Genomic DNA, 20,201 nt, shown 5'->3' with positions numbered 1-20,201 from the left:
GTGTCCCCTTTTCATGAACCCGACCCCACGAACGTTTGCCCAGGCCGGCGCACGTTGTACTTCACGCCGCCCGGGGGTGTGCCGTCCGTGAAGCCCTCCACAGTGTCCAGGCAGATGGCCTTGCCCCCGATTCTGATGAAGATGGAATAGCCCTTGGTGACGGGCAGCGTCTTATTGCACGGTTTGATGTTGATGCCAACATTCGGGCACATGCTGATATCCCTGCCTTGGGGATCGTTGTCCACGAGCACCGGCGATCCTTTGACACGGACCCACTCCTGCGAGGGCACGTTCTGCACTTTGCCGTCGTGCCCGCAGCGCAGGACGGCCTCATTAACCAGAATCCTCATGGCTTAGGCCTCCTCGAAGTCGACGGATTTCGCACGGATTTTCATGGCTTTACCCGGAGCTTCCAGCACCAGGTCCGTGGCAGCGGTGATACGGAGCTTGTCCGGCCCCAGCTCCACCGACGAGCCGTGGCCATCCGTGAAACTCACAGTGCGGGCACCGCCGTCGAGCATTATTTGTTGGCCGTCCGCACTGCGGAACGTGTAACGGCTCTCCCGGGGTGTGTTGACGTGGTTGTCGGGCGTCTGTTCGCTGCCGTACAGGCCACCGAGGATGATGGCCTGGGCCGGATCCGTGGCGGGAAGAAGCACCAGGACGTGATCGCCGGGAGCGGGCGGGGTGATCATCCCCTTGCCGGGACCGGCGGCCGCAGTAAGCACGGGAGCCCACGCTGTCTGGAGGTCCGGGTAGGCCGGTAGTTGCACACGGGCACGCCCCCTCGCCTCGGGATCGTCCACATCAGTGATGATCCCGAGCGTGAAGACGTCCGGGCGTCGTTCGGGGACCGGGCTCGGTGGGCGGGTGGTAAGCGTGGTTTCGTAGCCCGTGCCGTCCAAACGGTGTGAGGCGCTCGCGATCAGATACGTTCCCTCGATGGACGGCGCTACCCCCCTGATCCTGACTCGCCCACCTGCCCTAAGCCCGGGATTGCCCTCAGCCACAAACACCGCGGTGACCTGCCCGGCCATCCTGACGTCCAGCTCGGACTGTGCCAATCCATTCGCCTCCTGGGCGGATTCCAGCACTTCGTTGTCTCGTCGGAGGGTCCCGCCTGCGCCCACGCTGGCCAATGTTGGGTCGGCAGTGACCCGGGCTTTGGCGTCGCTGCTGCTGGTTTCGGCTTGGTGGAGTGAGGCGTCCTCGGCGCGCCAGCCGTTGATTGCTGCGGCCGCGTACGCCGGTTCCTGGCTGACCTCGATCTCTGCCGAATGAAGTGATGCCCCGAGGCTGAGTTCCAGCGGTTCGCCTTCGCCGTCGAGTCCTGTCAGCCTGAGGGCGCCGTCGTGCACCACTGGGTAGGCGCCCACCCGGGCACTCTGTTCAACCAGGAGGCTCAGGTCCGTTCGGGCGCACTGGTACACCTGCCCGAGCTTCTCGCCGCCGCCCATGACGTCCAGTCCGGTGCCTTCGCAGAGTGTCCTTGCCAATGTTGCAAGATCGACGTCCTCGTGCAGCCGGGTGAATTGGCGCTTCCTCAGCCGGTGCAGGGCATCGTAGGCCCTGATGCGGATTTCCTGACCAAGATTGGCTCCGTAGCTGTACTCCACTACGGTCACCTCGCCCACGAAGAGCGGGGTCCGGTGACCGCCGAGCTCCACCCGCAGGGCATCACCGGGCGCCGGATCCACGCCACCCCTCGCCGCAGCAGTCCTGCCCGGACCGGGTCGCCAGCTGATGAGGCACTGGGCTGGGCGTGCGAGTGAAGTGAGCACCTGGACGGACACTATCGCCGCCGTTTCGGCCGTGCTGAGTCTGCGCCGCCCCAGCGTGACGATGAGTTCGGGGAGGCCCTGGACTTGCCTCATGGTGTTTCACCAACCGGCGGGACGGCGAGGGGTCCGCTGAAGTGCGCGGGATCGTCGATGTTGTTGTATTCCAAGAGAAGCTTCCAAAGCAGGGGTGTCCCGAAGGCCTCCACGGAAAGTCGCCCCAACTCAGCCGGTGGCACCTCAGGAAGGAGCTCGCCGCCGTCGGGCATTGCTGCGTCCCTGTCTGTGCTGCCATCGCCCGTGACCGCCAGCGTATCCACGGGTGGGGCCGTTAGATCCACGGCAGGGAGTCGCTGGGCGAGCTCGTAATTCTCGCCGCCTTCCTCGTCTGCAGACTGGCCCACGCGAACAAAGACCATCCGCATCCAGGACCTGAGCGGTGAGCCGTCCGGGGCGAAGCGGTCAAAGCGTTCCGCCACCTCGGTCACGATGCCCGGCACATTCCACGCGCGGCCCCACACAAACCGGACCGACGGCGGCCTCCGCTGGCGCTCGACCTCCGCGCTGTTCTCGGCGAGCGCCCAGATAGGCCTGGTCATTTGCCGAACGTCCTGCACATGAAGCGACGCCGGCGCGAGGTCGACGTCGAAGAGTAGGTCCAGCCTCAGCTCTGTGTGGCCGCCTCCCGTGAAGAGCAGGGGGTCATCAGCCAGTCCGCTGCCGCTGAGTTTGCCGCCCGCACTTCTCCGGGGCTCCACACCGGCGGAACGCTGCATCACCACCGTTTCAGGGTTGAGCAGGCAGCCCAGGTGTTCCCCGGTGTCCTCGATCAGGAAGGCGACACGTTCCATGTCAGACCGCCAAGTGTTCGTCGGTGAGGCGGGCTTGGCGGGCGATTGCTTCGGTTAGTGGCGTGGTTGCCGGGTTTGATTGGTTGGCGGTGGGGCTGGGCCTCGGGGCGAGCTCCGGCCAGTCCCCCTTGAGTGCCGGTGCCGGTGCCGGGGTATGGGTTGTGCTCGCGCTGGGGTGGCCCTGGGGTTGTGTGCGTTGTGGGCCCTGCTTTGCGTCCCGATTTTGGGGTTTAGCAAGCAGAGTAGGTCCCGCAATGGGAGGCGTCGTGTTGGGGGTGTGTTGTGGGGCGCGCTCTGCGCCCGAATCTTGGGTTTTGGCATGCACACCGGGCCCCGCAACGTGGGGTGTTTCGGGCCGATCGGTGCGAAGGGGGAGCATGGGTATGTGTTGTGGGGCCTGCTTTGCGCCCGAATCTTGGGTTTTGGCACGCACATCGGGCCCCACAATGTGGGGTGTCGTGTTGGGGGTGTGTTGTGGGGCCTGGTCTACGCCCCATGTTGGCTCCGAAGCACTCAGATCAGGCCTCCCAACGAGGGACGATTCAGATCGATCCGTGCGAAGACGCAGCCTAGGCGTTTGTTGTTGGACCCGTCCTGCGTCCCATGTTGGCCCGGAAGCGCGCATATCGGGTCCCGCCATACGAGTGGGCGTGCGTTGTGGGGCCTGCTCTGCGTCCCACATTGGCCTGGAAGCACGCACATCCGGCCCCTCAACGGGAGGTGTGGCTGGGCGATCCGTGCGAAGGCGCAGCATGGGTGTGGCGTGTTGTGGGGCCTGCTCTGCGTCCCGTGTTGGCCCGGAAGCACGCATGTCGGGCCCCGCAACGAGGGGTGTGGTGGTGGAAGTGCGTTGTGGGGCCTGCTTTGCGCGCCAGGAGCGTCTCCATGCACGCAGAGTGGGCCTCGCAACGGGAGGCGTGTTGTTGGGAGCGGCGGGAGGAACCAACCCGGCGTCGCGCAGCAACTGAACCCAGTGCTCAGGTGCGCCTTCCAGGTTGAGGCCGCGCACCGGCGTCGAACTTTCCGACGAATCAGGCTCCGAATACGAAGCCGCCGACGCGCCTGTGCCCGGAGAACCCGCGCCCGGAGAAGCCGACCCGCGATCCAGCCACGCAGCCACGCCCCGCAACCGCCGAGCAGCTGCCCGCCGCCACGAAAACCCAGGCTCAGGCGACGGGAGCGCGGGCATCGTCGAGCTCCAGGCGGTCGTACGCGATGCTGAGGGATTCGATGGCGAGATCCTTGCCCAAAGCGTCAAGGGGTGCGCCGAACCAGTCGCACGGCCAGGCTCCCAGGAGGTTCCAGCGGCGGACTTCCACGGAGCCGGCGTCGTTGAGCATCGCGATGGAGACGTTCCGGCGTTCAACCTTCCCATCCACGGCTTTGAAGAGCCACTGCAGCATCTCGGTGGAGTCGGTGAGCCCATACTTCAAGGTCACTGGCGTGTATTCCACTTGCCCGGGGATGACGCGGACTGTGCTGTTTTCGCCGCCGGAGCGGTAGAGGATCCGGTCGATTTTCAGGCCGAGGCCCTCCACTTTGGTGAAGTGGCCCTGAACCACTCCTTGGATCACGAGCTTGAAGTTGTAGGCCCGGTACGGGTCCACCACGTTGCCCGGCTGGGCGGCAGGTGTTGGGGTTGTCATGTCAGGCTCCTGCGCTCTCTGTCTCGCTGGTGTTGTCCGCCGACTGCATGAGCTTGAAGATCACAAACTCTGCCGGTTTCACAGGCGCGATTCCAATCAGCGTGACCACTTGCCCGGCGTCTCGGACCTCTGGAGGGTTGGTTTCTTCGTCGCACTTCACGAAAAATGCCTGTTGAGGAGTAGCCCCGAGCAGGGCGCCGTCCCGCCACACGTTGGTCAGGAACGCGCCGATGTCGCGCCGGATCGACTTCCACAGCGTGTGATCATTGGGCTCGAACACCACCCAGCGCGTCCCGTCCGCCACGGACTCCTTGATCATGTTGGTCAGCCGCCGCACATTCACGTACCGGTATTCGCTCGCCTCGGGAGCTTTGGTTCGGGCGCCCCAAATCCGGATGCCCTCGCCAGGGAAATATCGGATGCAGTTCACGCCCGCCGGGTTCAGGACCTCCTGCTCGCCGCGGCTCACGCGTCGCACAAGATCGATCGCACCCTGGATGGGCTCGTTGGCTGGCGCCTTATGGACGCCGCGGGTCGCGTCGACGCGCGCCCACACGCCTGCAATATGGCCCGACGGCGGCTGCGTCACCTTTTTCCCGGACACGGGATCGATCATCACGATCCACGGGAAATACAGCGCTGTATAACCGCCGGGGGATTGCGGAGCTCCGAGGTCCTGCTGGCCGCCGGCTTCCGTATCCGGATCCGCCGAGCGGGCCGCCGGGGGCCGGGTTGAGTCGGGCCAGTCGGGGTGGTCGGAGGACACCGCGGATGCAGAAGAAGCCGATGACGGCGTGCTGTCGCCGGCATCCGCTTCCTCCCCGGTGTCGTCATTTGAGCCGCCACCATCCGGGCCAGCATCCCCACCCGAGCCAGCGTCCGCCGTCGTCCGCTCGTCATCCGGGCCCGCATCCCGTGCACCCTCGGGAACGCCCGACGTCGCGGCCCTGGTGAGCGCCCCGACGTCGTCCACTTTTTCCACCGTGTCCATGATGGCCATGCGGTCCTGCCGGAGCGGGTGCTCTACATGCGCAGCCAGTGCAGCGTAGGATTCGGCATCCGCGAAGCCCGGCGCTGCCACCATGGAGATGTCGTCCACGGCCTCGAAGAGCGTGAGGCCGGTGGGTTTGGTGGCCGTCCCGGTGAGGCTGCCGTTGGCCCCAATGTTCACCACATAACAACGGCTCCCTCCGTTTGAGAAGAAGCCGTAAACAGCGTTGGAGAGCGGTGTGCCCGCTGTCGCGTTGCCGACATATTGGTCCACGAACTGGGTCCAGTTGTCCAGCACACGGAGCTCATCCACCAAGGCGTCCTGGTTCGGAGCCACGCCTACGAACGCTGCGATGCTGGTGTTGACCTGCCCGATGGCTCGCGCGCCGCTGGGCACTTCCTGAACATAAACGCCTGGCGCCTGATAGTTCGCCATGGTGCGCTCCCTTTCCTGCCCGCGGTAGTCCGCGGATTCACACCCACCGGATGATGACCGGCAGGCTGCTGGTGCTGGCCGAGACTTCCTTTTCGGTGCCGCGTACTGCTACGGCAAAGTGCTGGAGTTCATCCGCCGAGGCCAGGACCTCGAAGTGGCCGGTCGCATCGCTGACGACTGCCGTGGCGGAAGAATGGGCATGGATGTAGGCGTTGGGGATGCCTTTGTTGTGGACGTCCACGAGCCGACCGTGGATGCGCCGGGCAACGCCGGTCTTGGCGATGAGTGGTTCAAGGACGGGCGGTCCGGAAGGCTCTTCGAAGCGCAGCGCCACGGGGATCCGGACCAGGAATCCGAGCCCTTGCCGGATAGCTCCGGAGTACTCTTCGGGATGGAATTCGCCCGCGGAAACCACCGAGTACTGGCTGTGGCGCTCCACGGCCAGGAGCAGCTGCTCCATGTTGTCCAGTTGTTCGGGCCCATGGCATTCCACCGCTACCCGCAGTTCGAGGTCAAGGACCGGGCCATCACGTCGGGATCTTCCCACACGGTTGAGTGTGACCGCATGGACGGTGACCGGAGCGTCCGGGGTGGGAATGACGGCTTCGGGGGAGCCGTCGTCGAACCTTACGCGCTGGGGAGCGACGGCGTCGGAAAGTACCCCCAGGAGGTCGGTCAACGACGAACGCACATAGCCCACGGCAGAACCCAGAACTCGAAAGGTGACCAGAATTGCAACTGGGACTAGGTTACTCCCGCTGTTGCGTGTAGTCACTGGGGAATCAGGAGTAACTCCATTCGATTGAATGTGCAGGTGGGAACGTGAGTCACGCTGTGAAGGCGAGATCCTGTGCGTGCAACCTGTGGAGGAGCGGTGCGCCACGGGAGATGCGCAGGGCTTCATCGATGGTGCTGACAGCCATTCTTTCGAGTTCAGTCCCCAAGGACCCGGCAAGGTGCGGGGTGAGGAGGACGTTCGGATGCGTGTAGAGCCTGGATTCTGCGGGGAGCACCCACGGGGTGGTGACATCCAGGACAGTGAACAGGTCACCCCGTTCAACACGGGCCAGCAGCGCGTCCTGGTCCACCAGCTCGCCGCGGGACGTGTTGATGAACGTGGCGCCGGGCTTGAGGGAATCCACCAGTCCCGCATGGATCAGATTGAATGTGGAGGGGAGCGACGGCGCGTGGAGGCTGACGACGTCGCAGCTCGCCACCAGTTGCTCCAGGGTGGCACGCTCGACGCCGAGTTCTGCTGCCGCTGCATCGTCGAGGTAGGGGTCGGCGACGACGAGCTGGACGTCGTAGGGCTGCAGGAGCCTGATGACGTGCCTGCCAATCTTCGAGGCCCCGATGATGCCCACACGCTTGCCGAAGTTGCCCATATCCGGGAACACCTGGTCGGGCTCGATTTCCGTTTTTTCTGTGTGCAGTTTTCGGGCGATCTGCAGGACCCTCTTGTTGGCCAGCAGGATCATGGCCACCGTGTATTCAGCTACGGGGATGGCGTTGGCATCAGCAGCTGTACTGACTTCGATGCCGCGGTCCCAACATTCCTGGCCCACGTGATGCTTGACGGTTCCGCCGGCGTGCAGGACGTGGCTCAACCGTGGTGCTGCCGTCAAAGCGGCGGGATCGAGCCGCGGGCAGCCCCAGCCGGTGATGAGGATGTCCGTATCGGCCAGGAGTTTCAGGGAACGGGGAGATGTGAAATCCTCCATAGGTTCCGGGCTCAACAACTGCAGTTCAGGAGCCAGGGACTCGAGTCGTCGTGCGGGAAAGACCCGGGATACGATGCCGGGACCCATCGCCAGTGCGACGTTCAGTTTGCTCGTGGTCATTTGACGCTCCCTGCGGTGAGGCCGGACTTCCAGAAACGCTGGAGCATAATGAACGCCAGCAGCAAAGGAATGATGGACAAGAGCGAACCCGTGATGACCATGGGCGTGAACTCGGGCTGCGGTACGGAGTAGCCCTGCCAGATGGAGATGCCCACGCTGACGGGCAGGAGTTGCTGGTCCTGCAACATCACCAGGGGAAGCATGAAGTTGTTCCACACGCCCACGAACTGGAACAGGGCGATGGTGATGTAGCCAGGCATCATCATGGGCAAGCCGAGCGAGAAAAAGGAACGGACCGGGCCGGCGCCGTCCATGCGTGCCGCTTCCAGGGTTTCGGCCGGGACATAGCTCGCGGAGTAGACGCGGGCCAGGTACACCCCGAACGGGTTGCAGAGGACCGGAATGAGGACGGCCCAGATGGTGTTGGTCATGCCCACCAGGGAAGCCAGGAGGTACATGGGCAGCACAGTGGCCGTGTTTGGAATCAGGACACCCACCAGGACGAAACCGAAGAGCGAGTCCTTCCACCGGAACTGGAACTTGTCGAACGCGTACCCCGCCATGACCGAAATCAGGCTGCCAAGGACAGCGCCCACACCGGCGTACATCACGGAGTTGCCCAGCCAACGGAAGAAGAGACCCCCGTCCTGGTTTGCCACCGCGGCTATGTTCTCGAACAGGGAGAAGTTGCCCAAGGCATAAGCGCTGGTGCCGTACAGATCTGCAGCGTTCTTGGTAGAAGCGAAAACCAACCACAGGACCGGGACCACCATGTAGGCGGAGCCAATGATGAGCAGCCCGTTGACCGTGAGCTTGCTGGCGAACCCGCCTCCACGGTTGGAACTGCCGCGGTTGGAACGGGATCCCGTGCGGCGGGGAGCTAGCTGGGAAGGAGCGGTTTTGCGGGCACGGGAAAGAGTTGAGGTGCTCATGATTTGTTCATCCTGGAGCTAAGGCGGGTGACGGCCAGAGACAGGATTGCGGCCAGTCCGGCGATGATGATGGAGGCCGCCGCAGCCTGGTTGAGGTTGTGGCGGATGAAGGCTGCGTCATAGGCCCAAAGGTTGGGAACCCAGGTACTGGTGACGGATGCCGTGGCCTTGGAGATGATGGATGGCTCCGTGAAAAGCTGCAGGGTGCCAATGATGGTGAAGAGCATGATGACGCTCAATGCCGGCAGGATCAGAGGGAACTTGATGCTCACTGCGGCGCGGATCTCGCCGGCCCCGTCCACGCGGGCGGCTTCCAGGATTTCCCGGGGAACGGCCTGCAATGCGGTGAACAGGATGATCACGTTGTAGCCGGTCCACTCCCACACGCCGATATTCACGATGGACGGCAGCACCATGTGCGCGTCCAGGAAGTTGATTTGGATACCCCCGCCTTGGAGCGCCTGGACCAGCGGGCTGATGCCGGGGGTGTAGAGGTAGGCCCAGATGAGGGCGGCGATGACGCCGGGAACCGCGTGGGGTAGAAACACCAGGAGCTGGAAAAGCTTGCGTGCCTTGGCAACGGTTGCATCCAGCAGGAGGGCAAAGACCACTGCACCGCCCACCATGCACGGAATGTAGATCAGGCAGTACAACCCGAGGCGGGCGATGCCTTCCACGAACGTGTCGGACTGGAAGACCTGAACATAGTTCTCCAGTCCTACGAACATGGTCTTCGCTTCCCCGAAGCCCAGTCCGGACTTCTGCTGCGAGTGGAAACTCAGCACCAGCGAGTACATCACCGGTGCGATCATGGCGATCGCGAAGACCGCGAAGAAGGGGACCAGGAACAGGGCGGCAGTCCGTCCGCCGGTTCCCGCCAGCGCGCGGCCTCGGCGGCGCACTGTGGTGGTGAGGGCCTGGGTGGCCATGTGATTCTCCTAGCTTGCGGGGGCCTCCGAAGAGGCCCCCGCGTGGTGGCTACTCTTTGACGGACAGGCCGGCCTGCTTCAGGCTGGCCACGGTGGCGTCCTGGGCGGTATCGACGGCGTCATGGATGGTGCCGCCGGTGGTCAACTTGCCGTAGGCATCCTTGAGTGCGGTGTTGGTGATGTCCCAGTTGGGACCCCACTGCCAACCAGGGGTGATGGTGCCGTACGCCTGGGTAAAGACCTCATAGATGTCGTTGCCGAAGTAGCTGGCGTCATAGGCCTTCTGGGCTACCGGCGTCAGGCCGGGGAAGGCAAGGAAAGCCGAGCCGGTGTTGCCGCGGGCTTTGATGGCGTCCTGGTTGGTGGTGAGGAACTCGACGAACTTCGCTGCTGCTGCCGGGTTCTTGCTGCTCTTGGTCACGTTGAAGCTGGAACCGCCGTAGAAGGCTCCCGATTCGTTGCCCCAGTTGGGCAGTTCGGCAGCGATCCACTGCCCCTTCTGGCCACTGGCTTCGGTGCGCTTCTGGATTCCCGTGGCACTCCAGTTCGCACCAACGACGCCAACCACGGTGCTGTTGGCCAGGTCCAGGCTCCATTCGTCGCTGTAGGCCTGGGTGACCTTGACGATCTTCTGGTCGATCAGTTTCTGCCAGTAAGTGGCCACCTTCTGAGTTGCCTCATCATTCACGCCCACCTTCCAACTGTCGCCCTCGGTGYCGAACCACTTGGCGCCCGCCTGCCAAGCCAGCCCGGCGCTCGCAGCTACTTCGTTGGGGTTGAAGCTGGCGAGGTAGGAGTCAGGCGCCACGGTCTTGAGCTTCTTGCCCGCCTGTTCGAAATCGTCCCAGGTTTTGGGGACCTCGACGCCGGCCTTCGCCAGCATGTCCTTGCGGTACCACATGAGCATGGGGGCGGCGTCGTAGGGGAGGGCGTAGGTCTTTTCCCCGAACTGGACCAGAGCTTTGGTCTCGTCCGTGAGCTTGTCCACGGTTTCTGCCTTGTTGATCAGGCCATCGAGCGGGATCACCTGGCTGTTGCTGACGAACTGCGGCAACTGTGGGTATTCGATGGTTGCGACGTCGGGGCCGTTGCCTGCCGTGATGGCCGTGGAGAGCTTTGCGTAACCGCCGTTGGCCCCGTTGGGGATGGTTTCGAAGCTGACCTTGATCTTGTCCTGGCTGGCGTTGAACGCTTCAGCCACTTTGTCCATGCCGGCCAAGGAGGACCAGAAGGTGATGGAACCGCAGGGATCTTCCGCGGGGGTGGGAGCTGCGCCGGGGCCGGGGCCTGTGCCGCAGGCTGCGAGCAGCAGGGTACTGGCGGCCAGGCCTGCCACCCCTGCAAATAGGTGACGACGCTTCATGGTGTTCTCCTTTGAAGACTTGCGATGCGCGGGGAGGGTATGTGGCTGGGGCCACACCGATGAACCCATGTAATCCGCAAGTTCGAACATCTTCAACGTTTCAAACAAATTCAAACATTGAGTCGAGTGAACAACTCAAGTTGTGGCTGGATTCGGATCGAAATTTAGCAACTTTCTCTGTTTGAACGAACAGAAATGCTGGACGATGTTTGTTTGACGCTGCTATGAATTCTGGACACCCCTCAATGAGCACCACCCAGAAAAGCTACCTAAGAACAGGGATTCCCATGGAGAAATCGAACATCAGCAGGCGGGCAGTCCTTCAAGTCGGCGGAACGGCCTCGCTCGCTGCGGCCATCGGACTGGCAGTCGGCCAACCGGCGTCGGCGTCCAAATTTCTTGCGTCCAAACCAAAGGCAACCGAAGTCCTGGACCTGGGCCCCGGCGTCGTACAGTTCTCGTTGATGAGCGGGCTGCTGGTGGGCGACACCCTCTACATCGGTTCGCGGAACCTGGACCCGGTGCGCATCGTGGCGTTTCACGTCCCCACCGGCAAAGTCACCGGCGTGACTGAGCTTGAGAACGGCTATTCCATCCAAACCCTCGCCGCCGACGCGTCCGGCCGATATCTGTACGCCGGCGTGCTGCAGAACACCACGGGGCCCCAGCCGAACCTCTTCCGCTGGGACCTGTCGAGCCCGGGAGCGAAGGCCACGGCGATCGGCCGCATTGGAGATCGCGACGTTCGTGACATGAGCGTGGCACCCAACGGCCGCCTCTACGCGGTTGGCGGCGGCAGCGCCACGGCACCGGCATTGTGGGAATACGATCCCGCCACCGGGCTGGTCACCAACCTGGGCGTTCCGGACAGCGGGGCCACCTTGGCCCGCGCGGTCGCGGCGACGGATTCGACCGTCTTCTTCGGTGCGGGCAGCACGCTCGGAGGTGGAGGAAGCGCCAGCCGCGCCTGCCTCTACGCGTACAGCCATGCCACCAAGACGTTCACCAATGTCACGCCTGGCGAGATGGCTGCAGACCCCAGCATCCGGGACCTCGCGATCTTTGGGGACAAGGTGATGGTGAGCTCCGCGGCGTCCACTTCCACGTCCAAGATCGCCGCCATGAGCGTGGCCAACCCGTCGTCGTACGTAATTGCCGCATCAGTAGGAAAGACAGCCAAGAACTTTGCCGTGATGGGGGACAAGGTCTATTTCGCCAACGAAACCGGCCTGCTGGCCTATTCTCTGGCGACCAATTCCATCGCGGCGCTGTCGTTTAGCGGGCCGTCCCTCGGCGAAATCTGGGGCGTCGACGCCCTGAACGGGAAACTCCTGGTCACCTCCGCGTTCGGTTTCGTCGCGGAAATCGACCCCCTTGCCGGAACGGCCAAGACCACCGACCTCGGCGAGGCCGGTGCGCCGTCGGACGCGCAGGAAGCCATGGGTTTGGCAGCCGGAGGAGGCCTGGTCTACGTCGGCGGCAACGGCGTTATCTCGCGCCGTTCGTTAAAGAACGGCCAAGTTACCAACATGGCCGTTCCCGGCGAAGCGAAAGACGCCGTGGTGGTGGACAACGTTCTTTACACTGGCCAGTACAGCTCCCAAGGCATTTGGAGCTATGACCCCCGCAGCGGCAAGCCCATCAGTCAGGTGGCCAAGTTCTCCGCCGAGCAAAATCGCCCGCTGGACGTTCACTGGGATGAGGTCAACAAGCTCGTCCTGGTCTGCGCGCAGGCGGACACTGAGGGCGGCGGTTCGCTGTGGACGTACGATCCGCGCACCGGAAAATCCGGGTTCTTCCTTAACCCCGTGGACAACGTCCAGTTGGTCCGCGCCGTTACAGCGCACGACGGCGTTGCTTACCTTGGCGGCGGACGCCCCGGTACGGAGGGGCCAGGGACAGTGGTGGCATTCGATCCCGTGAGGGGCAAGGAACTGTGTCGGATCGATCCGGGACTCGGCGCCGGCGTCTCCGCCCTTGCCGTGCAAGGTCCGTTCCTTTATGGGATCGTGCGGACGGGGCGTGTTTTCGTTGTTGACCTTCGGACGCGCGCTGTTGTGCACCAAGCGGACATCAGCGCTGTTTGCACTGGGTTCGCAGCGCTGGTGACCAACCGTGGCGCCGTCTACGGGGTCTCTGACACCACGGTTTTCCGCTTCGATCCCAAGACTTTCGAGCTCGCCACAGTGGTGGCCGATATCGACGGCGGCTGGTACAGCGGCTCGCACATCACCAACGACGAGGATGGTTACCTTTACACGATGCGCGGCAGGAACCTGGTGCGTATTGACGACCAGCCCCAGCAGTAATTGCCCCGCGACGTTGTTTGTATTCGGTCATTTATGCTTGTTTGAACATTGGGATTCCGGAAGAGGATTGGCATGCTCAGCGGGGAACGCCACGAGAAGATACTCCGTGAGTTGGAGCTGCGAGGGTCCCTGACCGTCAATGAGTTTGCCGAAAAGAGCGGCCAGTCAACCATGACCATCCGCCGCGATCTCACGCAGCTCGCTGCCCAAGGTTTGTTGCGGCGTGTCCATGGCGGAGCGGTGCGGATGGTGGTGGAGCGGCCCGGTGACACTGTTCACCGGCGCCCCCGCCAGCCGCTCGCAACCCTGGGCCTCATCGTTCCGACCACCGGCTACTACTTCCCCGATGTCATTCGTGGCGCTGAAGCTGCAGCCCGGGCATTGAATGCACGGCTCATTCTTGGTGTTAGCAACTACTCTGCTGAAGACGAATACCGGCAACTTCAACGCATGGTGGCAAACTCCGTGGACGGGATACTGCTCGCGACTGCCGGACCACTTGAAACCGGTTCACCGACCTTTGAGCTGTTGTCCGGGTTACGGATCCCGGTGGTACTCGTGGAACGTTCAAGCCGGGTGTTCGAGTCCGTAATGTCCGATCACGGCTATGGTGCTGAGCTTGCCATCGAGCATCTTGTTTCCCTGGGTCACCGGCGGATCGGCCTCGCCATTGCAACGAGTCCCACGGCGCCCTGGCTCATTGACAGTCACGCACGTATGGTGGCGAAACTGGGTCTGGAGACCGACGCGCCCATCCTTGAATATGTTCGATCCATGGGCGCGGGCAACAACCAGGAAGAGTTTGGTCAGTTCCTGGAGGAGTGCCGCCGAACCGACACGCACGCTGCCTTGGTGCTTCCCGACGAAGAAGCCATCACCCTGATAAACCTCGCCGAGGAAGCCGGGATGGACATTCCGGAGGATCTGGCAATTGTGGCCTACGACGACGAAGTTGCGGATCTCGCGCCGGTGCCGCTTACGTCTATTGCACCGCCGAAACGCGACGTCGGATAYGCGGCGGTGACCATGTGCATGGAACGCCTCGCCGGCAAGTCTGGCACTTCGGTGTCGCCTGCGCTTCGTCGCGTGAGCCTGGCCCCGAAGCTGATCATCCGGGAGTCGACGGTGATGGGGGAAGACGCGGAGTAGGGGGCAGAGCCTTCCTGAAGCCTTCGACGGCGGGTGGGGACCCGCCATCGAACGCTTCAGTCTGCTTTCGCGAAAGGTACGGCCGGACTAGGATTTCCCGAAACGAAGCGGAGGTCCAGAAGATGAATGAGCAAGTGGCCGCAGCACTGGAAGCGGGATTTGCCCCCGTCAACGGACTTCAGATGTACTACGAGCTGCACGGTTCCGGGGGCACGCCGTTGCTGCTCCTGCATGGCGGTTTGTTCGACATCGAACAGCAATTCGGCGCTCTCATCCCGGCGTTCTCGAATGGACGCAGGGTTATCGCTACGGACTTCCAAGGCCACGGCAGAACCAACGACATCGACCGTCCACTGAACACCGCTGAGTTGGCCTCGGACGTCGTTGGCCTTCTAAAACATCTGGACGTTGGGGAGGTTGACGTCTTTGGCTTCAGCGTTGGAGGGGCGGTTGCACTGCACTTGGCGATCAAACACCCAGAACTCATCCGTAAACTCATCGTCTCGTCGGTGTCATTCAACCCCGACGGCGATCGCGGTGGCAACACTGAGGCGGTCATGGAAATGACCGTTGACATGATCGCGGGCACTCCCATGGAGCAGCGGTACCTGGCCGTCTCCCCGCACCCGGATCACGAGCACCTGCAGGGACTCTTGAACAAACTCGGCGGCTACGACTCCGGGTCAAAGGGATGGACGGATGACGAGATCCGCGGAATTCAAGCCCCTACTTTGATCACCGTAGGCGACTGCGACATGGTCAGGCTTGAGCACGCGGTGCGGTTCCTCCAGCTGCGCGGGGGTGACTTGAACGGCGATTTTGAGGGTGTGCCCGCCTCGCAGCTCGCTGTGTTTCCAGGCACCACGCACTTCTTCGGTCTGGCGAGGACCAACCTTGTGCAGGACGTTGTGACAACGTTCCTGGACGCTCCGCCGCCCGCTGGCTGGCAAGACGAGAGACCCTGATCAGCGTATGTTGTAAACATACTGCCGCAGCTCTTGAGCCGATCGCCATGCGTGCCGGTAGTACTCGACGTGTGCCAGCCCTGCGGCCGCATCCTCATCAAGAATGACCGTGGCCCGCGGATGCTGTTGAATGACCGAGCCCGGAACAGCCGAAGACACCGGCCCTTCCAACGCAGCTGCAATAGCCTGTGCCTTATTCGCTCCGAAGGCCAAGAGGACCAACTGCTTGGAACGGAGGATGGTCCCCAGGCCTTGGGTGATGCAGTGGGTCGGGACCTCCTCCGGGGAGCTGAAGAACCGGGCGTTGTCCTTGCGCGTTTGTTCCGCCAGCGCCTTGATACGGGTCGAGGATGCCAATGAGGACCCGGGCTCGTTAAAACCCACGTGGCCGTTGGAACCGATGCCCAGGATTTGGATTTCCACACCGCCGGCCCGCGCAATCATGGCTTCGTATTCGGCTCCGGCCTGGCCGACATCCGGACCAGTGCCTCGCGGGGTAAACACTTGATCCGGATTCAGTCCCAGCGGCTCCACTACCTCACGGGTGATGACTGAACGGTAGCTTTCCGGGTGCTCCGGCGGGACGCCAAGATACTCGTCCAAAGCGAAGCCGCGAACCCCGGAAACATCGATCCGATCGAGGCGGACCATCTTGGCGAGTTCCGCGTAGGTGGATAGAGGTGTGGAACCTGTTGCGAGGCCAAGGACGGTGGCGGGGTTTGCGATGATCTGCTTTGCGAAGATCTTTGCGGCCACATTGCCAGCTTCGGTTTGATCGCGGACGATGATGACTTCTGCCATGGGTTTCCTTTGGTTAGTGGAAGGGACGTTGCTATCCGGCGACGATCGCCGCACCGACAGAGCCGATGGGGAGCCCGGTCGGGACCAACTGAACACGGTCACCAAGTGCCAGCCCCGCCAGGAATGGCGACTGAGCACTGAACCGGGCGAGCTCCTGCTGTATACCGGCGAGCAAGGGCTGCCCCAGCGCGTTCAAGCCACCACCTATATAGATATGGGTGGGATCGTAGGTCAGCCCAATGATCCGGATGGCTGCGGCAGCACCTTGGAAGAACCGACGCTGGACAGCATGGGCGCGGGGGTCGCCGTCGAGCGCTGCTTCAAAAAGTGCGACGGCAGGCCACTGGCCCTCGCCGGTCCACTGGCGGGCGATGCCCGATCCCGAGGCGATGAGCTCCAGGCAACCCCGCTGACCGCAGGGGCATTTCCCGCCATGGATCCCGAGGGGGAGATGCCCTATTTCGCCCGCCGCCCCGGAAGCGCCGCGGACCAAAATGCCATTGTTGACGTAGCCGGCGGCCAAGCCGGTGCCCAGGTTCAGGTAGGCGCTGGACCCGGATGCGTCGCCGTCGGCCAGCAAGTGGTGGGCGCCGACAGCGGCGGCATTGACGTCGTTCTCGACCGTGACGGGCAGCCCAAGTTCAGCTTCCACCAAGCCGCCGAGCTCCAATCCGGCAACCCCAACGTTCACGGCATTCCGTACATACCCGGTCGCCGTATCCACTGTTCCCGGAATCCCGATCCCCAGCCCGGACAGTGTGCAGTCCGCCAGGCTTTCCGCACCACGCAACTCTTCGAGGACGCCGAAGAGGGAGTGGAGCAGGGCTTCGTTCCCAATTCCAGTGGGACGACGCACCGTGTTGAGGACATTGCAGTCCGGATCGATGGCGACGGCCTCAATCTTCGTGCCGCCAATATCTACGCCGATCCTCACGGTGCAGGTGAGCGTGGGAACAGAAGTGCGGGTGGCGGACAGAACGGGGGTGGAGATCAAGGTCATAAGTATGTTCTTTCGGGGTTGTTGCCCAACTGCTACTTTCCGCTTAGCGCCGCATGGTTTGCATTGCCTGCTGATCGTCGATCCGGACCAGGTTCGGGCCACGTAGCGTGTACAGCAGACCATCTTCGTCTGCCGTAATGTGTGGGCCGCTGTACCACCCGCCGTTGATGTCGGCCGCCACCACAGAGACGGCAAAGGTTGCAGGGTCGATCCGGAAGACCGTGGAATCGGAGACGCCGTAGACGATTCCGCGGCTCACCTGCAGTGCCCCGAAGTCAGTGCACACGCTGCTCAGGTCGCCCTGGTGAACCACTTGGCGCGTGTCAAGGTCGATGACGAACAGCCCTGCCGCCCTCCGGGACATCCCGTAGAGGAACTTCCCATGGATGGCCATCGCAGCAATGCCCGCAGTCTGACCGGGGTCAATTCGCCACAACTCCTGGTTGGCCAGCGGATCCCACGCCACTACCGTGCTCCGGGGTCCGTCTGGATAGATGTTGTCGCCGCCAAGGTAGGCAACCCCATCTTTCGTTGCTACGGCACGAACCATCTGCAGGTTGTCGATGGGGTTGACCCTGCTGATGACCTGGGTTGTGACGGGGTTGTACGCGGCGAAACATCCGCCCCCGCCGGTATCGTTCTGCGCCCCCGCAATCACCAGGCCATTGACAGCGTCCCAGCAAACGTCCAGGGGACGGTTTTGTCCGGGCGGCAAGGCTGCCACCTGATAGGGGAGTTGGCCTGTTGAAGGATCGTAGGAGTAGATACCCCGGGAGTTGTACTGGCCCGTGAACAGAACCCCACCCACCACGATGGCGTCCTTGGCCTCGCCCGTAGCCCGTAGATAGGAAACCTGGTCCGACGCGAGTTGATGCCGGGCAATGGTGCCCGTGCCACCTACATAGACGTCACCTGCACCGGCCGCCAGGCCCATGCAGAGTTGCGGTCCGCCCGGAGCCCCTGCCTGTGTCAGGTCATACTTGGCCGCAGTCTTGGTTACCGGATCCACCTCGATGACGTCGTAGGAGGACACAGTCAGGACACTGCTGCCATGGACGTCCAGACCCCACATAGCGCCCACATCTTCGGTAAGAATCTGCGTGATTTTCTTCGTAATCATGTTGTAGGACCAGACTCCGGGCTCCTTAATGAAGAACACTTGGTTCCCGAGCTGACGGAACATCACTCCGGTCTTGGCAATGATGGTGTACTTGGAGTGATCGGCAAGGTTGATCAACACGGACTTGCCGGGGCCCTTCACACCGACACCCAGTTGCCCGTCCAACACGCTCAGCGAGGTAACGGAAACGCCCGTTGCGACCTCGGACGGGAGGATACTTGTGGATGTCTTGGTGGCACGGTCAAAGGCAAAGAGCCGGGCAGGGCTTGAGCCGTTGCCGCCGCCCAAAGTACTGCCAGTGCCAAAGTAGACGGTGCTGGCTGTCGCAGCAACGGCTTGGGCAATGGTGGCTCCCGGATCCGGAACGCCCCAGCTGGTCACCGTACCCGTCTCCGGATCGTATTCCCACAGGGACGGCGCATTGGTGGTCAACCCGCCGCCGGCAGCATAGACCTTGCCATCTGGAGCCACGGCAAGTGCCCGGATGTCCCGGTCTCCCGTTTCGCCGACTCCCACCGCGGGAAGGTTCGGAATGCTCAGGTCCCAGCGGTAGATATTTGGTTTGCCGTCAATACCGTCACGGAGCACGCCGGCGTACAGGTAGCGACCGGTGGAATCGGCGGCCAACGCTTGGATGCTGTATCCCGAGCCAAGGTCCGTTCGCGACGTTATGGTGCGGGTAGGGAGATGGAATCCGATGACCCGGGCAGGACTCAGGTTGCGGGACCCGATGTACACGGTGTCTCCGACCAGCAGCGAACTCATAAGCGAAAACTGAACTACTGCCGGTCCGAGGTCCGTGATCAGCGGCGCATTCAAAATCTGTGGTCGGGCGGCCTGGGCGGCTTCTGGTGACAGTGCTGACAGTGCAACGGCGAGGCTGCCGATGCCCCCGGTCTGCAGCAATTGGCGGCGATTGATGGCGAATTTGGACATGGAAGATCTCCTCATTGAGTGTCCCTTGGGGGTGTTTCCAATGGTGGGTTTGGAATCGTGAGGGACGTTCCGGCGACGTTCCATGCACTGGACTTAGCGTTTCAGCCCGGGGCGAGGAAATCCATGATTCGAACATTTTCAGACATACGCGCTCGACCGCACGCTGCCGGCTACTTCACTTGCCGGACAGCGTCCCGCCACCACGCCACTGTTGCTGCGGCAGCTTCCGGCAGGGGCGTCGGTTCGCAGCCCAGGAGGCGCTGGCTTTGCGAGGAATCCATCACGAACGGCCGCTCGAACTGGTAGAGCATCTCGGCAAGCTCGCGCATGTCGGTCGAAAAGAGACCTGCGGTCCTCAGCACCCACCCGGGCACAGCACTCACCTTCGGAACAGAAACGCCGGCAGCGTCGGCGAACGCCGCGGCAAGTTCGCGTTGGGTCAGCGCAGGACCGGTCGGCGCGTGGAGCACGGTGTTCCAGAGCTTAGGATTCCGGGCCGCTATGATCATTGCCGCCGCCAGGTCAGGGACAAACGTGAACGAGTGCGGTTGCCGAGCGCTGCCAATCACTTGGACTGTCTTTCCCTCCACAACCAGTGGAACCATTCGTTCGCCTGCATGCGCCGTGCGCACCAGCGGGCCGAAGAAGTCGCCGGCCACCACACTCACAGTATTTGCAGCATGCATCTGCCGCGCGTTCAGCAGCTGGGTCCTGATGCCTCGTTTGCCGCCCGACGCCGCCCGTGGACCCGCCTCAGTCATCACGTTCTCCGGCTCGCTGTACGCGTAGAGGCTCTCTGGAAATACGACGACGGCGCCCGCGGCTGCCGCTGCATCCATCACCACTTGTTCGGCTTGCGGGAGTTCGGCCGCCCATGCCGCCGCACGGTAAGCGGATCCGTGAATGCAGTGGAAGACCGCGGCGGCGCCGTTGAGTGCTTGGCCCAATTGCCTGGGATCAGAGGCGTCCACGCGCATTCGTTCAATGCGGGGATGGTCCGGGCCGCTGCCGGAACGCGTCAGAATGCGAACGTCTTCTCCCTGCTCAGCGAGTTGTTCGGCGACGGTCCAACCAACAGGTCCTGCTCCGGTCACGACGTACATGCTGATCTCTTTCCTCGAAGTCCAATTAAATTTGAAGAGAGAGCAGTGCTCT

The 20,201-nt window shown here is 62.9% G+C and carries 17 protein-coding genes; 3 read left to right on the top strand and 14 right to left on the bottom strand.

The annotated features are described in order from the left end of the window. Window positions 1–11 precede the first annotated feature (11 nt). The 10 genes from AC1DCM_RS13125 to AC1DCM_RS13080 form a co-directional block, all read right to left on the bottom strand. Window positions 12–350 carry a hypothetical protein gene (locus tag AC1DCM_RS13125; protein ID WP_477518552.1) on the bottom strand — a complete coding sequence of 113 codons (339 nt, stop codon included), beginning with the start codon at window positions 348–350 and terminating at the stop codon, window positions 12–14. 3 nt (window positions 351–353) lie between these two features. Next, window positions 354–1,874: a phage baseplate assembly protein V gene (locus AC1DCM_RS13120; protein ID WP_477518551.1), complete on the bottom strand. Its 1,521-nt coding sequence runs from the start codon at window positions 1,872–1,874 to the stop codon at window positions 354–356. Next, entirely contained in the window at window positions 1,871–2,629 is a 759-nt protein-coding gene (locus tag AC1DCM_RS13115) for a CIS tube protein (RefSeq protein WP_477518550.1), read from the bottom strand. Before AC1DCM_RS13115 ends, AC1DCM_RS13120 begins: the two co-directional genes overlap by 4 nt. A 1,166-nt stretch (window positions 2,630–3,795) precedes the next feature. Further along, entirely contained in the window at window positions 3,796–4,275 is a 480-nt protein-coding gene (locus AC1DCM_RS13110; RefSeq protein WP_159708998.1) for a phage tail protein, read from the bottom strand. 1 nt (window position 4,276) lies between these two features. Then, window positions 4,277–5,701 carry a phage tail sheath family protein gene (locus AC1DCM_RS13105; RefSeq protein WP_477518549.1) on the bottom strand — a complete coding sequence of 475 codons (1,425 nt, stop codon included), beginning with the start codon at window positions 5,699–5,701 and terminating at the stop codon, window positions 4,277–4,279. Window positions 5,702–5,738: 37 nt separating this feature from the next. Continuing rightward, the gene (locus tag AC1DCM_RS13100; RefSeq protein ID WP_477518548.1) at window positions 5,739–6,401 is read right to left on the bottom strand and encodes a hypothetical protein; all 663 of its coding nucleotides are present in this window, start codon (window positions 6,399–6,401) and stop codon (window positions 5,739–5,741) included. Between the two features lie 127 nt (window positions 6,402–6,528). Next, window positions 6,529–7,542: a hydroxyacid dehydrogenase gene (locus tag AC1DCM_RS13095; protein WP_477518547.1), complete on the bottom strand. Its 1,014-nt coding sequence runs from the start codon at window positions 7,540–7,542 to the stop codon at window positions 6,529–6,531. After that, entirely contained in the window at window positions 7,539–8,474 is a 936-nt protein-coding gene (locus AC1DCM_RS13090; protein WP_477518546.1) for a carbohydrate ABC transporter permease, read from the bottom strand. The genes AC1DCM_RS13095 and AC1DCM_RS13090 overlap by 4 nt, the downstream gene beginning before the upstream one ends. Continuing rightward, window positions 8,471–9,403, bottom strand: coding sequence for a carbohydrate ABC transporter permease (locus tag AC1DCM_RS13085; RefSeq protein WP_477518545.1), 933 nt, complete (start codon window positions 9,401–9,403; stop codon window positions 8,471–8,473). The genes AC1DCM_RS13090 and AC1DCM_RS13085 overlap by 4 nt, the downstream gene beginning before the upstream one ends. A gap of 49 nt (window positions 9,404–9,452) precedes the next feature. Further along, a complete protein-coding gene (locus AC1DCM_RS13080) occupies window positions 9,453–10,766 on the bottom strand; it encodes an ABC transporter substrate-binding protein (protein ID WP_477518544.1) in 1,314 nt (437 codons plus the stop codon). Between the two features lie 287 nt (window positions 10,767–11,053). Here AC1DCM_RS13080 and AC1DCM_RS13075 point away from each other — a divergent pair, with 287 nt between their 5' ends. From AC1DCM_RS13075 to AC1DCM_RS13065, 3 genes are all read left to right on the top strand, one after another. Next, window positions 11,054–13,075, top strand: a complete 2,022-nt coding sequence (locus tag AC1DCM_RS13075) for an NHL repeat-containing protein (protein WP_477518543.1) — start codon at window positions 11,054–11,056, stop codon at window positions 13,073–13,075. 72 nt (window positions 13,076–13,147) lie between these two features. Then, the gene (locus AC1DCM_RS13070; RefSeq protein ID WP_477518542.1) at window positions 13,148–14,224 is read left to right on the top strand and encodes a LacI family DNA-binding transcriptional regulator; all 1,077 of its coding nucleotides are present in this window, start codon (window positions 13,148–13,150) and stop codon (window positions 14,222–14,224) included. Between the two features lie 122 nt (window positions 14,225–14,346). Further along, window positions 14,347–15,189, top strand: a complete 843-nt coding sequence (locus tag AC1DCM_RS13065; protein WP_477518541.1) for an alpha/beta fold hydrolase — start codon at window positions 14,347–14,349, stop codon at window positions 15,187–15,189. Here the strand turns inward: AC1DCM_RS13065 and AC1DCM_RS13060 are convergent, their stop codons facing one another. From AC1DCM_RS13060 to AC1DCM_RS13045, 4 genes are all read right to left on the bottom strand, one after another. Beyond that, window positions 15,190–15,990 carry a glucosamine-6-phosphate deaminase gene (locus AC1DCM_RS13060; RefSeq protein WP_477518540.1) on the bottom strand — a complete coding sequence of 267 codons (801 nt, stop codon included), beginning with the start codon at window positions 15,988–15,990 and terminating at the stop codon, window positions 15,190–15,192. 31 nt (window positions 15,991–16,021) lie between these two features. Then, entirely contained in the window at window positions 16,022–16,990 is a 969-nt protein-coding gene (locus AC1DCM_RS13055) for an ROK family protein (protein ID WP_477518539.1), read from the bottom strand. Window positions 16,991–17,033: 43 nt separating this feature from the next. After that, window positions 17,034–19,046 carry a hypothetical protein gene (locus tag AC1DCM_RS13050; RefSeq protein ID WP_477518538.1) on the bottom strand — a complete coding sequence of 671 codons (2,013 nt, stop codon included), beginning with the start codon at window positions 19,044–19,046 and terminating at the stop codon, window positions 17,034–17,036. Window positions 19,047–19,216: 170 nt separating this feature from the next. Next, complete coding sequence (locus AC1DCM_RS13045; protein WP_477518537.1) at window positions 19,217–20,149, bottom strand: NAD-dependent epimerase/dehydratase family protein; 933 nt, start codon at window positions 20,147–20,149, stop codon at window positions 19,217–19,219. Window positions 20,150–20,201: the final 52 nt, after the last annotated feature.

The sequence above is a fragment of the Paenarthrobacter sp. 10N417 genome (genome assembly GCF_056394745.1).
Note: the sequence above shows the minus strand (reverse complement) of the source record. Positions and strands in the feature narration are given on the sequence as shown.